This is a genomic window from Moorena sp. SIO3H5 (genome assembly GCF_010692395.1).
GTDB lineage: Bacteria > Cyanobacteriota > Cyanobacteriia > Cyanobacteriales > Coleofasciculaceae > Moorena.
Genome location: NZ_JAAHHS010000196.1, coordinates 1 through 14,040, shown reverse-complemented (window position 1 = coordinate 14,040; position 14,040 = coordinate 1). Strand labels below are relative to the sequence as shown.

Annotated in this window: 9 protein-coding genes; 5 read left to right on the top strand and 4 right to left on the bottom strand. The window is 42.9% G+C overall.

The genetic code is table 11. The annotated features are described in order from the left end of the window. The first annotated feature begins 139 nt into the window (after nucleotides 1-139). Together F6K52_RS20370 and argH are read left to right on the top strand one after the other, a co-directional pair. Complete coding sequence (locus F6K52_RS20370) at nucleotides 140-391, top strand: hypothetical protein (protein WP_293081669.1); 252 nt, start codon at nucleotides 140-142, stop codon at nucleotides 389-391. 287 nt (nucleotides 392-678) lie between these two features. Continuing rightward, nucleotides 679-2,073 (top strand): argininosuccinate lyase, encoded by a 1,395-nt coding sequence (gene argH / locus F6K52_RS20365; protein WP_293081666.1) that lies wholly within the window; start codon nucleotides 679-681, stop codon nucleotides 2,071-2,073. A 416-nt stretch (nucleotides 2,074-2,489) separates the two neighbouring features. Here argH and F6K52_RS20360 read toward each other — a convergent pair whose 3' ends face one another. Together F6K52_RS20360 and F6K52_RS20355 are read right to left on the bottom strand one after the other, a co-directional pair. Continuing rightward, nucleotides 2,490-2,690 carry a hypothetical protein gene (locus tag F6K52_RS20360; RefSeq protein WP_293081664.1) on the bottom strand — a complete coding sequence of 67 codons (201 nt, stop codon included), beginning with the start codon at nucleotides 2,688-2,690 and terminating at the stop codon, nucleotides 2,490-2,492. Between the two features lie 156 nt (nucleotides 2,691-2,846). Beyond that, entirely contained in the window at nucleotides 2,847-3,137 is a 291-nt protein-coding gene (locus F6K52_RS20355) for an RNA-binding protein (protein ID WP_293081661.1), read from the bottom strand. Between the two features lie 372 nt (nucleotides 3,138-3,509). Between F6K52_RS20355 and F6K52_RS20350 the strand changes: the two genes are divergently transcribed. Next, on the top strand, nucleotides 3,510-3,965 hold the full coding sequence (locus F6K52_RS20350; RefSeq protein WP_081431301.1) for an NUDIX hydrolase: 456 nt from the start codon (nucleotides 3,510-3,512) through the stop codon (nucleotides 3,963-3,965). Nucleotides 3,966-3,997: 32 nt separating this feature from the next. Here the strand turns inward: F6K52_RS20350 and F6K52_RS20345 are convergent, their stop codons facing one another. Both F6K52_RS20345 and F6K52_RS20340 read right to left on the bottom strand, forming a co-directional pair. After that, nucleotides 3,998-4,795 carry a pantothenate kinase gene (locus tag F6K52_RS20345; RefSeq protein WP_293081658.1) on the bottom strand — a complete coding sequence of 266 codons (798 nt, stop codon included), beginning with the start codon at nucleotides 4,793-4,795 and terminating at the stop codon, nucleotides 3,998-4,000. Beyond that, nucleotides 4,792-4,995 (bottom strand): hypothetical protein, encoded by a 204-nt coding sequence (locus F6K52_RS20340; protein ID WP_293081656.1) that lies wholly within the window; start codon nucleotides 4,993-4,995, stop codon nucleotides 4,792-4,794. Before F6K52_RS20340 ends, F6K52_RS20345 begins: the two co-directional genes overlap by 4 nt. Nucleotides 4,996-5,044: 49 nt before the next feature. Between F6K52_RS20340 and F6K52_RS20335 the strand changes: the two genes are divergently transcribed. Then, entirely contained in the window at nucleotides 5,045-10,549 is a 5,505-nt protein-coding gene (locus F6K52_RS20335; protein ID WP_364418750.1) for an ATP-binding sensor histidine kinase, read from the top strand. Between the two features lie 145 nt (nucleotides 10,550-10,694). Further along, the coding region (locus F6K52_RS20330) for a serine/threonine-protein kinase PknK (RefSeq protein WP_364418747.1) at nucleotides 10,695-14,040 on the top strand (3,346 nt) is incomplete at its 3' end.

Genomic DNA, 14,040 nt, shown 5'->3' with positions numbered 1-14,040 from the left:
TATTTTAGATTACCTATTTGAGCAAGTACAGCAGTTTACTGGGACAACAACTAACGGAGATGATATGACACTGGTCGTAATGCAGGTAAAATCAAGGTTTGACTAAAAGATTTGATTTAAGGTATAGGAAATCATACCAATGGTGATTCTAGGCATACAAACAGTAATAGTTCCGTACTTATGCATTAGCGATTGGACTGATGTCTTGGGATGGCTGAACTCTCAGTTACCCATCGATGGGCTAGTTTTGGCTCAAACTATTGAAGATCCAGATGTACTTGGTCAAATCAAGACGGCGTGGCAAAACTTTATTGATTCTGGTCAGGCTGCGGCTCTGGTGATTGGTTTAGTTGTTGGTTACTTATTCAGAAATCTAACTTCGTTTAACTAAATCGTCAGCTGTCAGCCGTCAGCTTTTAGCTAACGCTACTTGAGGTGCTGTCAGCCGTCTTAAGATACATCTCGTTCGGGTAGCGTGCGCCTATGGGCAATGTGCAATGCCCAAACGGTAAAATTTAATAGTTCGAAATTGCTTATGCTAATCGCACCTAAGCTGATAGCTGAACGCACACGCGTGCGCGTAGCGCTTATGCTGATAGCTGAATGCTTATACTAAATCTAACTTCGTTTAACTAGTCTTTTAACTAGTCTTTTGTCCTTTATCTTGTTTCCAAAACTGTGACTGAGCAAAAAACCTGGAGTCAGCGATTTGAATCAGCGTTACATCCAGCAATTGCTTGCTTCAATGCCAGTATCGCCTTTGACATAGAACTGATTGAGTATGACATTACTGGTTCTGTCGCTCATGCCAAGATGCTTGCCCATACTGGCATTATTTCTGAGTCGGAAGCTCAGCAGCTAGTAGCTGGCTTAGAACAAATCCGCTCAGAATACCACCAAGGAAAATTTAACCCTGGTGTTGATGCTGAGGATGTACACTTAGCTGTAGAACGCCGCCTAACTGATCTTGTGGGTGATGTTGGCAAAAAGCTACATACAGCGCGATCGCGTAATGACCAAGTTGGTACGGATACCCGACTCTACCTCCGGGAGCAGATTGATCAGATTCGTAGCCAGTTACGTAACTTCCAAGAGGTCTTGATCCATCTGGCCAAAGCTCATGTTGAAACCCTGATTCCTGGCTATACTCACCTGCAACGGGCTCAGCCAGTCAGTTTAGCCCATCACCTGTTAGCTTACGTAGAAATGCTAGAGCGGGACTGGCAGCGTTTAGGGGAAATCCGACAGCGGGTGAATATCTCACCCCTCGGTTGTGGAGCCTTAGCAGGGACTACCTTCCCCATTGACCGACATCATACCGCCAAAACCTTGCATTTTGAAGGAATTTATGGTAATAGCCTCGATGGAGTAAGCGATCGCGACTTTGCCATTGAATTCCTCTGTGCTGCCAGTTTGATCATGGTACATCTGAGCCGATTTTCAGAAGAAATCATTCTCTGGTCATCTCAGGAATTTGGCTTTGTTACCCTAAAAGATAGTTGTGCTACTGGTTCGAGCATAATGCCCCAAAAGAAAAATCCTGATGTTCCCGAACTGGTACGAGGTAAGACTGGTCGTGTCTTTGGTCATCTACAAGGGTTATTAGTTTTGATGAAAGGGCTACCTTTGGCTTACAACAAAGACTTGCAAGAAGACAAAGAAGCACTGTTTGATAGCGTTAACACTATCAAAGCCTGTCTCGAAGCCATGACCATTCTCTTGCAGGAAGGGTTAGAATTTCGTTCCGAACGTTTGGCATCAGCAGTTACTGAAGATTTCTCTAACGCTACCGATGTCGCTGACTATTTAGCCTCAAAAGGAGTTCCGTTTCGGGAAGCCTACAATCTGGTGGGTAAGGTGGTCAGAAGTTGTTTGGCATCCGGGAAGTTACTAAAAGATTTGAGCCTCGAACAGTGGCAAGGGTTGCACCCAGCCTTTGAGGAGGATATTTATCAAGCCATTGCCCCTACTCAAGTCGTCGCTCGTCGGAATAGTTATGGTGGCACTGGTTTTGACCAGGTTAGGCGAGGGATTCAGGATGCATGCGATCGCCTAAATTCCAATAATGATTGATCGCTAATTTATCTCTAATCTTATATCTTTTCGTTCGCTCAAGCGCGGAAGCTGAGGCCTTTGGCCACGCGGGGCGCGTTCGCTTCATCGCTAGCCAACGCCCTTCGGGCTAATCGCTCAAGCGCGGAAGCTTCGCGTGACCGTAGGTCAATCTTGCGCCAGTACAAAAATACTTAATAATAGGGAACTTCGGAGTGGGAAACTTCGGATCAGAAGTAAGATTTTTTAGTTAGTTTTTGGCTTAAAACATACTTTGACTTTTGTTTATTCCAATAACATAACTTTGACTTATTCTGACTCGAAGCTCCTGACTCGATACTCCTAAATTTTCTACATCGACTTTCTATATCGACAGTAGTTAATCAACTGGGGTAGTCACCTCTGGGAATATCAGGAATCAGGTGATAACTGACTCATTACATCGCACCAGTACCACCTTGGTAATTATTATTATCCTCATTATTTTCTGCTGTTGTTTCCTCCGACTTAGGAGGTTTGGTACCGTACCGTCTATTTTTGGAAAAACGGCCCGTATTACGCTTGGATTTCCGAAACTTACGGGCGTAAGCTTGATTCCGCTGCGCCTTTTCCTTTTTTAGATTGCGGCGCTTTGCCATGTTTACCTCATTGATAAAAAAACAAAAACACTATCAAACCCAAGTCTTACACTAAATTCAGCTTGGTTTATTTCAGTTACCCATGTCACCCACGGGAAAGGAAAATGGTTAGTTTTCCAAAGCAGACTTCTTGATTGTCCTCGAAGCCTAGTGTTTCTAGAACCCACTGCGACCACGATTTCCGCGATTGTTGTCGTTGTCGTTAGTCTTTGGTCTAGCTTTGCGGACGCGCATAGAACGCCCCATCCATTCTGCACCATCTAGCTCAGCAATGGCCGAATCTTCCTCATCCGTTGTCCCCATATCAACAAAAGCGAATCCACGCCCTTGACCTGTTTCCCTATCTTTAGGAACTGCTACTTTTGATACTGTACCATACTCCTGAAATACTTCCTGTAAGTTTTCAGAGGTAACCTGATAATCTAGGTTGCCAATGTATATAGTCATTTAGAGTTGTCCATCTGATCGAAAATGTTCAGATGAAGGTCGGTAAGAGGGCGAAGCACTGGTGCATATCTACCCAGGTTATGACATTGATGCAGCTCGATCAAAGGAGGGCACCCCATGAGCGACTACCGGTGCGGTCAAAGGAGACCCCCCATTAGCGCTTTGCATCAAGACAGAGATTTAACCAGAAGTGATTCGCCTGTGAACCGGTTAGGTATTCCTTAGGCTCCTAGCTGTTAACTACTCAGACGTTCAACGTTGAATTGCATCACAATGTACTTTTCAATCACTGACGTTACCGAACTTGCATCCATAATGTCTATCATAGCAGTCAGTAAAAGCAACACACACAATCAACAGCCCTATCATCACATGAGAAGATTATGGCAATTTGTCCAAACCGTTCTCGGGATTATATTTCGACATCCTATTACCGGTACGAGCATCATTCCACTCTTGCCAGATGGGCGAATTGTACTAGTTCGACGTCGTGACAATGGTAAGTGGGCTCTACCAGGAGGGATAGTTAACTGGGGTCAAGATATTCCAACGACTATCGAACGGGAATTATTTGAGGAAACTGGACTGGAGTTGCTCAAGATACGCCAGTTATTTGGGGTTTACTCAGCACCAGGAAGAGATCCCAGAGTCCATTCTATCTGTATTCTGGTAGAAGCTGATGTGACTGGAACCATGGAGGTACAGGACGTATTGGAAATTAGTGAAGTCAAGGCGTTTGAACCGGAAGCTATCCCTAAGGGAAACCTCAGCCATGACCATGACCGTCAGTTACAGGACTATTTTGAGGGTAATATAACCGTTGCTTAATTCCCCATTCCCCACAACAGTCACCGCAGCAACTAACTACCAACCACTGACAACATTCCCCAAAAGATTAAGTAAGGATCAACTATAATCTGAGCCGCTATTGCAGGAAATTGGGATTGGAAATAAGTAACTAACTGCTCAGAATCGCCGCCAGTCATAGCAATCGGACTGTTGGGAAACTCCCTTTGCCAATCCTCAATAAAATCCCGGATACTAGCCAAGACTGTATAGACAACACCACTTGCTATTGCCTCTGATGTGTCGTCGGACCAACGCTTTGGTAACTGAGCTGGTAGTTCAATGGCCGGTAATGCTCCAGTTTTTTGTGCTAGAGACTGTAACTGTAATCCCAATCCTGGCAAGATAGCTCCTCCGATTAGCTGTAGGTTTTGGTTAGCCCCAGTAAAGGTTAGAGCAGTACCAGCATCAATCACCAAAATTGGATAACTATACCTATGAGCAGCACCAAATAATGCCAAGGCGCGGTCAATACCTAGGGTGGGATATAGTCCGGAAAGGGGTAAATCTGCCAGAGTCAGTATTGTAGTATCGGAATAGTTTTGCCAGAGTGCTGTTTGGGCAGGTACTACAGAAGCGATGTAAAGGGGTAATGGCTTGGATGGGTCTTTAACCTGAGCTGTTAACTGGGGTGGGAAAATTTCCGCTGACATGACACTAGACGTCCAGTCCTTGATTAACTGCTCTACAGCTGCTGGGGTTAGATGGTTGGTATCCCAGGCTTTTTTCAGGGTGTTATCCACAAACCAAGCCCAATGTAACCGGGAATTGCCAATCACTAATCCTAAAAAGCTGTTTGCCTTTGTTGTCATATAGCAGTTATCAATTCGGTGAGGTACTTTCGTTCTCGGTTAATGGGAGTAGGGAGTAGGGAGCAGGGAGTAGGGAGTAGGGAGTAGGGAGTCCGGGAAATAAATTTGCCTTTTGCCTTTTGCCTGATCGATTCTAGATTGATGTTTTTGGGAATACTAGTCACAGCGGGAAAAAATCCCTGTTCCGGAAGAGAAATCATCTCAAACTTCTCATCCGGTACCTGAACCTGTGATGAAGACTAGATGAATATGAGCAGCACTATGGTGACACTGACTGGCTATCAAATGACCGAGATTATCTATTCCGGTTCTAGAACCTTAGTGTATCAAGGAATTCGTGAGTCAGACCAAAAACCAGTTGTGATCAAACTGCTTTTGAGTGAATATCCCAGCTTTGGTGAACTGGTGGAGTTTCGTAATCAATATACTATTGCCAAAAACCTTGATCTACCTGGCATCGTCAAATCCTACAGTTTAAAACACTACCGCAATGGCTATGGTTTGGTGATGGAGGATTTTGGTGGTATTTCCCTCAAAACCTATTGCTCTAATCTAGAAAGCTTAAAATTAACCTCTCTAAAGGAATTTTTCCACATTGCTCTTCAAATTGCATCCATCCTGGATGGACTCTATCGCAACCGAGTCATTCACAAAGATATTAAACCTGCCAACATCCTGATTAACCGGCATACTAAACAAGTCAAACTGATTGATTTTAGTATTGCTTCTGTACTGCCAAGGGAAATAATGGTGCTTCAAAGTCCCAATGTCCTGGAAGGAACTCTAGCTTACTTGTCTCCGGAACAAACTGGACGCATGAATCGGGGCATTGACTACCGCAGCGACTTCTATTCTTTGGGAGTCACCTTCTACGAACTCCTGACGGGACAGTTACCCTTCCCTAGCACAGACCCAATGGAGTTGGTTCACTGCCATATTGCCAAGCAGCCACCTTCAGTCGATACTATTAATCCTGATATTCCCACCATTGTCTCGGACATGATTAGTAAACTGATGGCGAAAAATGCTGAAGACCGCTATCAAAGTGCCTTGGGATTGAAGTATGACCTGGAGACTTGCTTCTCCCAATGGCAGGAAACTGGTAGGGTTGAACCTTTTGAGTTAGGCACTCAGGATATTTGCGATCGCTTCGTGATTCCCGAGAAACTTTATGGTCGCGCCAAGGAAGTTGAGACCTTACGACGCGCTTTTGACCGGGTTGCTGGCAAGGATCAAGCTCAAGAGGATTCCTCCCGAGGCAGGAGCGAAATGATCTTAGTGGCAGGGTTTTCCGGGATTGGGAAAACTGCTGTGGTCAATGAAGTCCATAAGCCGATTGTCCGACAACGGGGTTACTTCATCAAAGGGAAATTCGACCAATTTATGCGCAATATTCCCTTTTCTGCATTTGTCCAAGCTTTCCGGGACTTGATGGGACAACTGCTTACGGAAAGGGATGCACAATTACAACAGTGGAAAATCAAAATTCTGTTAGCACTAGGAGAAAACGGTCAAGTCATCATTGACGTTATCCCTGAACTAGAACAAATTATTGGCAAACAGTCTCCTGTGCCAGAACTATCAGCTGGTGCAGCACAAAATCGATTCAATCGACTGTTCCAGAAATTCATCCAAGTCTTTACTACTGCTGAGCATCCCTTAGTTATTTTCCTAGATGACTTGCAATGGGTGGATTCAGCGTCTTTGAAATTGATGCAGTTGTTGATGAGGGAAACTGATACTCGTTATTTGCTGCTGATTGGAGCCTATCGGGATAATGAAGTCTCTCCAACCCATCCGTTGATGTTAACGTTGGATAAGATTAGCAAAACTCAGGTCAACCTTAATAGTATCACTCTAGCCCCTCTAAAACATTCTGATTTAAACCATCTGATTGCCGATACCCTCAGTTGTTCAGAAGAACTGGCACAACCTCTGACAGAATTGGTATTTCGGAAAACTAAAGGCAATCCTTTCTTTGCCACTCAATTCCTGAAATCCCTCCATACGGACAATCTAATTAGGTTTAATTTTGAGGTAGGTCATTGGGAGTGTGACATTGCTCAAGTAAGAGCCCTGGCTCTGAGTGATGATGTTGTAGAATTTATGGCGCTACAGTTAAAGAAATTGCCAGCAGCGACTCAAGAGATACTTCAACTCGCTGCTTGTATTGGTAACCAATTTGATCTAGCCACCCTAGCCATTGTCTATGAAAAATCCCAAACTGAAACAGCGGCTGATCTGTGGAAAGCCTTACAAGAAGGATTACTATTACCCCAAAGCGAGATTTACAAGTTTTTCCAGACTACCGATGAATCTCAACAGAGCATTGGTGAAAGCTATCCCCCATCACGACTTCCCCATCACTCCTCCCCAATTTACAAATTCCTCCATGACCGGGTACAGCAAGCAGCCTATGGTCTGATTGATCAAGACCATAAGCAACAAACCCACCTCAAAATTGGGCAACTGCTGTTAAGCAATACCTCTGAACAAAAACGGGAAGAGAAGATATTTGATATTGTCAATCAGCTTAATATCGGTGCTGAGCTAATTACCAATCCGTGTGAAAGAGACCAACTAGCAGGATTAAATCTATTAGCTGGTAAAAAAGCTAAATCAGCGACGGCTTATAAACCGGCTCTTCAGTATTTTAATTCCGGTCTGAAACTCTTAGCGGCAGATAGTTGGGATAGTAACTATGACTTGAGCCTAGCTCTGTCGATAGCAGCGGTTGAAGTGGAATACTTAACGGTTAATTTAGAGCGAGCGAAACACTTATCAAAGATAGTCCTAAAACAAGCTAATAAATTTTTGGATAAAGTCAAAGTATATGAGCTGCAAATCTTATTTTATATTACTCAAAATAAGATGAATGAAGCGATAGACTTAGGCATCAACGTTTTAAAAATGCTAGGGATAGCTATTCCGACGGAAGCCGAAAAAATTAATATTGAAGTTGAGAGGCTACGGGAAGAGTTACAGTTAGAGGTTGAGGAAATTGCTAATTTAGCTAACTTGCCAGAGATTACTGACCCTTATCAGCTAGCCGCTATCCGGATTTTGACCAATGCCAGTTCTGCCTCCTATATTGCTAATCCAGTCCTGTGGCCATTAATTATTCTGACTACAGTCAAGCTTTGTATTAAATACGGTCATTCATCCTGGGCAGCTTCAGCCTATAGTTGGTATGGTGCCCTGCTTTGTGGTGCTTACTTAGATATTGATCGGGGCTATGAGTTTGGTCGCTTATCAATTCAACTCCTGGAGCAATATAATGCTGTGGAGCTTACTGCTAAAGTTGGCAATATGTTTAACGTGTTTGTTAGACCTTGGAAAGAGCATATCCGAGAAACAAATACTTCATTAATAGCAGCCATTCAAAGTGGATTTGAAAACGGCGATATCGAGTATGCCTTCTATGGTGCTGTTCACTATTGTAACTATCATTTTTTTGCTGGGAATAATCTAGACTCTGTACAACAGATACAGGATAAATATTTTGAAGCGATAGCTATTGCTAAGTTTGACTTCCACGAAAGCTTTATCCGCATTGGTCAACAAACCGTTGCTAATCTCCTAGGTCAAGTAGCCAATCCCCGTTATTTGGTCGGTGACTATATCGATGAATCAACTATTCTACCTAATTGGATTGAGAATAATATTGTCTTTCTAGTGCTTTGTGCCTATGGCGCAAAAACCATGCTACTGTACCTATTTAAAGAGTACACAGAAGCAGTAGAAGCTGGAGCAATTGGCAAGGAATATGAACAAGCAGCAGCTGGAACACTTTATGTTTCCGAGCATAGTTTCTATTACTCCTTAGCACTGTTAGCCAATTGTAATCAGGTAGACTCCCAGCAAAAGCAACAGGCTCTAGAGACAGTAGCAGCGAATCAGGAGCGATTACGGTTGTGGGCAAAACATGCTTCAGTCAATTATCAACACCAATATGATCTCGTAGAAGCTGAGAGGGCAAGAGTTGAGGGAAATGTTATCTGGGCGATGGAAGGTTATGACCGGGCAATTACCGGAGCTATGGATACGGGATATCTTCAGGTGGAAGCCTTAGCTAATGAATTAGCAGCAGAATTTTTCATCGATTGGGATAAAACAACCATTGCTCAAGCTTACCTTACCAATGCTTATTATGCATACGCTCGTTGGGGAGCTAAAGCTAAAATTGAGGATTTGGAAAAACGCTATACTGATTTACTGGCTCCGATCCTGGTGGAATCAAAAAGTAGCGTCAATCCTATAAATATTTTACACCAAACTGTCACATCCAGCAGCACTAAAATTTGTGAAGCATTGGATTTGGCAAGTGTGATCAAAGCCTCTCAAGTCCTTTCCAGTGAAATTCACCTTGAGCAGTTACTCTCTACTCTGATGGAAGTGGTGATAGAGAATGCGGGAGCAGAAAAATGTGTTCTGATTTTACCCAAAGCTGGAAAATGGGTGATTGAAGCTCAAGGTTCAATGGATCAAGTCCTAAAGCTAGATTTAGCAGGAAAAGGAATTAACGACACCAACCACTTAGGCACAAAACCTGTGCTGAAAGTACTACAATCAATTCCTATCGAAGAAAGTAATACTATTCCGATCAGCGTTATTAATGCTGTTTCCCACAAATCTCAAGCTTTGGTATTTGATAATGCTAGTGAAAAAACAACCTTAGCTGCTGACTCCTATATTATTCACCAACAACCAAAAAGTGTTTTGTGTAGTCCTATCCTTAATCAAGGTAAACTGATTGGTATTCTATATCTCGAAAATAATCAATGCACTGCAGCATTTACTAGTGACAGACTGGAAGTGCTTAAACTTTTGTGTTCTCAAGCTGCTATCTCTTTGGAAAATGCTCAACTTTACAGCAATCTAGAGCAAGCCAAAAGCCAACTAGAAGATTATTCCCATAACCTAGAAGAAAAGGTGGCTGAACGCACCCAAGAACTCTCTCAAACTCTGGACGACCTTAAGGCTACTCAGAAAAAGCTAGTGGAATCGGAAAAAATGGCTGCTTTGGGTAGTCTGGTGGCAGGAGTCGCTCACGAAATCAATACTCCTGTTGGTACTAGTATTACCGCTGCTTCGATTTTAGCTGATGAAACTAAAGGGTTTCGTCAGGCTTTACAAGACGGAAAATTGAAGCGATCGGTGCTAAAAAATTATCTAGACACCGTCGATGAATCCAGTGAATTAATTCTGAGTAACTTAGAACGAGCTGGGGAGTTGGTGCAAAGTTTTAAACAAGTTGCAGTTGACCAAGCTCATCTAGATAAGCGCACCTTGAATGTTAAAGAATATCTAGAGGAGGTCTTAATCAGCTTAGAGCCTCAACTCAAACAAACCTCCCACACATTAACCATAGACGGGGATGAAACAGTTACCACAGAAACCTATCCAGGGGCTATTTCGCAAGTGATTACTAATTTAGTCATGAACTCTATTAGCCATGGTTATCAGCCCAAACAAAATGGACAGTTACATCTTCAGGTTGACAGAGTTGAAGAACAATTCATGATTACCTATCACGATGATGGCTGTGGGATTGCTCAGGATCATTTAGGGCAAATTTTTGAACCTTTCTTTACTACTGCTAGAGCCAGAGGTGGCAGTGGTTTAGGACTGCATATTGTCTATAACATCGTGACTCAGAAGCTACTAGGGCAGATTGAGGTCAAGTCTCAAATTGGTAAGGGTACTGAGTTTATTATTACTCTACCGATAGGTTGTTCGCGAAGCGTGGCCTAAAGGTCAACTTTGAATGCATAATTGGTAATTATACCCAATATCCAATGTGAAGAGAATGCTGCTTTTGGGAATACTAGGGTGATTCTTCTGATCAAGCATCCAGATCCCCCTATTTCCTACTGTCAATCCTCAACTGGCTATGACTATGAGCAGCACTGTGATCACACTTACTGGCTATCAAATTACCGAAACCCTTTACGGAAGTTCCAGAACCCTAGTTTATCGAGGCTTACGGGAGTCGGATCAAATACCCGTAGTCATTAAACTACTCAATACCGACTATCCTAGCTTCGGTGAACTGGTACGATTTCGCAATCAGTTCACCATTGCCAAAAACCTTGACCTCCCTGGCATTGTTAAGCCTTATTCTCTAGAACACTATCGCCATAGTTATGCCTTGGTGATGGAGGATTTTGGTGGTATTTCCCTGGGTGACTATAGTAATGGTCAGCCCATGAGCCTAGGCACATTCTTTCCGATTGCCCTGCAAATTGTGACCACCCTAGAGGGACTATATCGCCAGCAAGTGATTCACAAAGATATTAAACCTGCCAACATCCTGATTAATCCAGATACTAAACAGGTCAAACTGATTGACTTTAGTCTGGCTTCTGTGCTAAATCGGGAAACTCAAGTGCTTCAAAGTCCGAATGTCCTCGAAGGCACTCTGGCTTACCTATCACCGGAACAAACTGGACGGATGAATCGGGGCATTGACTACCGTAGCGACTTCTATAGTTTGGGCGTGACTTTCTTTGAATTGCTGACGGGACAGTTACCCTTCCCTAGCACTGACCCCATGGAGTTAGTTCACTGTCATATTGCTAAGCAACCTCCTGCCACCGATAGCGTTAATGGCGATATTCCTCCTATGCTTTCTCAGATGATTGGCAAGCTGATGGAGAAAAATGCGGAAGACCGTTATCAGAGTGCTTTAGGGTTGAAGCATGATTTGGAAACTTGCTTCAAGCAATGGAAGGAAACTGGTAGGATTGAATCCTTTAACTTAGGCAGTCGGGATATTTGCGTTCGCTTCGTAATTCCGGAAAAACTCTATGGTCGTGCTTCGGAAGTAGACACCTTACTGGCAGCCTTTGAGCGGGTGAGTAGCGCCGCCAGTGGCATTGAAATGATACTGGTAGCAGGGTTTTCCGGCATTGGTAAAACCTCTGTGGTCAATGAAGTCCACAAGCCGATTGTGCGACAACGGGGTTACTTCATCAAAGGTAAATTTGACCAATTCCAGCGAAACATTCCCTTTTCAGCATTTGTCCAAGCTTTCCGAGACTTGATGGGGCAACTGTTGAGTGAAACTGATGCTCAATTGCAACAGTGGAAAACTAGAATTTTGACAGCATTGGCAGAGAATGGTCAAGTTATTATTGAAGTCATTCCAGAACTAGAACGGATTATCGGCAAACAGCCTCCTGTGCCAGAATTATCAGGGAGTGCGGCACAAAATCGCTTCAATCGCCTGTTCCAGAAATTCATAGAGGTCTTCACCACTCCTGAGCATCCCTTAGTAATTTTCCTGGATGATTTGCAATGGGCAGATTTGGCATCTTTGAAGTTGATGCAATTGTTGATGAGTGACACAGAGACTGGTTATCTGTTGCTGATTGGTGCTTATCGGGATAACGAAGTCTTCCCAGCTCATCCTTTGATGGTGACCCTAGATCAGATTGCTAAAACTAAGGCTACTGTCAATACTATTACCTTGGCTCCTCTGAAGCCATCTGATCTTAACAATTTGATTGCAGATACTCTCCATTGTGCTGTGGAACTAGCAGCGCCTTTAACCGAACTAGTTAATCAAAAAACTCAAGGGAATCCTTTCTTTGCCACTCAATTCCTCAAATCTTTGCCTGAGGATGGACTGATTAGCTTTAATTTTGAATTTGGTTATTGGCAGTGTGACATTGCTCAAATCAAAGCTCTGGCGCTGACTGATGATGTCGTAGAATTTATGGCGCTACAGTTAAAAAAATTGCCAGTGGTGACTCAAGAGATACTTCAACTGGCGGCTTGTATTGGTAACCAATTTGATTTAGCAACCTTGGCAATTGTCCATGGGAAGTCGGAAGCTGAAACAGCTGCTAATTTATGGAAAGCGCTACAAGAAGGATTCATCTTACCAATCACTGAAATTTACAAGTTTTTTCAGGATTATAACTCTGATGACTTATCAGTTTCTGAGCTTAAGTCTTTTGGTAGTTTGGATGTCAAACCGAGCGCTACAGAAAACTTAGGGCAACCGGTATCAGAGGTTTTGGGACAAGAGTTTAGCTACCGATTTTTGCATGACAGAGTGCAGCAGGCAGCTTATTTTATGATTCCAGAAGACCAGAAGCAATCAACTCATTGTAGAATTGGTCAACTACTGTTAGAAAATACCTCTTTAGCAGAACGGGAAGAGAAAATTTTTGATATTGTCAGCCAGTTGAATTATGGTGTGGACTTAATTTCTAAGCAAGTTGAACGGAATGCATTAGCTCAGTTAAATTTAATGGCAGGACGTAAAGCTAAGGCTTCTACAGCTTATGCTGCTGCTGTTGACTATTTAAGGTTGGGGATGAAACTGCTAGCCGCAGATAGTTGGCACAGTAACTATGACCTGACCTTGTCATTATATCAAGAAGCCGCACAATCAGAGTACCTCAGCACTAACTTTGACACGGCAATTGCCTTAAGCGATAGTATTTTAGACCAAGCAACTAACCGCCTTGACTGCGTAAAGGCCTCGGAGCTAAAAATACAGATTTATATTGGTCAAGACTACCAGAGCAAAGGGATAGAGATTGGATTAGAAGCCTTAGAAAAGTTGAAGATTCCCCTAGTATCTAGTGCCTCAGGATACAAGAACAAATTAGTAAAATTACCATCCCTAAGGGATTTGGCAACTATGCCAACCATGACTAATCCCGAGCAACTAGCCGCGATTAGGATTCTATTAACCCTTGCGCCTCCGATACATCGTGTCAAACCTAATCTCTATCCCTATGTGGCATTGACTATGATTGGTCTATGTCTCAACCATGGTCATTCATCCTTAGCCGCTGGTGTCTATGTAATTTACGGTGTGTTTCTCCGTGAATTTATCGAGGATATGGAGTCGGCTTATCACTCTGGTCAGATAGCGTTACGGCTGTTGGAACAGTATCAAGCTAAAACCCTGACATCTAAAGTTCACCTAATTTTCAGCGTTTTTATCTGTCCTGGCAAAGAACATGGCAGAGCAACACTAAATTTATTGCGGGAGGGAATTCAACGTGTACGTGAAGAAGGAAATATAGAATATGTTGGCTATTTTATTAACGCCTATTTTACTCATTTATATTTGCTGGGCGAGAGTTTATTTGTTATAAACCAAGAAGCTAGTAAATATATAGAATTACTAGTTATCACCCAACAACAATATTGTTTATTATATACTAATATATGGAAACACGTAACTTTAAGCTTTCAAGGATTATTAGCTGATAATTACCAGA

Bases quoted from the DNA above. Each gene is read 5' to 3' on its own strand.
- F6K52_RS20370 (WP_293081669.1), top strand. From the start codon at position 140: ATGGTGATTCTAGGCATACAAACAGTAATAGTTCCGTACTTATGCATT.
- F6K52_RS20360 (WP_293081664.1), bottom strand. From the start codon at position 2,690: ATGGCAAAGCGCCGCAATCTAAAAAAGGAAAAGGCGCAGCGGAATCAA.
- F6K52_RS20355 (WP_293081661.1), bottom strand. From the start codon at position 3,137: ATGACTATATACATTGGCAACCTAGATTATCAGGTTACCTCTGAAAAC.
- F6K52_RS20350 (WP_081431301.1), top strand. From the start codon at position 3,510: ATGAGAAGATTATGGCAATTTGTCCAAACCGTTCTCGGGATTATATTT.
- F6K52_RS20345 (WP_293081658.1), bottom strand. From the start codon at position 4,795: ATGACAACAAAGGCAAACAGCTTTTTAGGATTAGTGATTGGCAATTCC.
- F6K52_RS20340 (WP_293081656.1), bottom strand. From the start codon at position 4,995: ATGATTTCTCTTCCGGAACAGGGATTTTTTCCCGCTGTGACTAGTATT.
- F6K52_RS20335 (WP_364418750.1), top strand. From the start codon at position 5,045: ATGAGCAGCACTATGGTGACACTGACTGGCTATCAAATGACCGAGATT.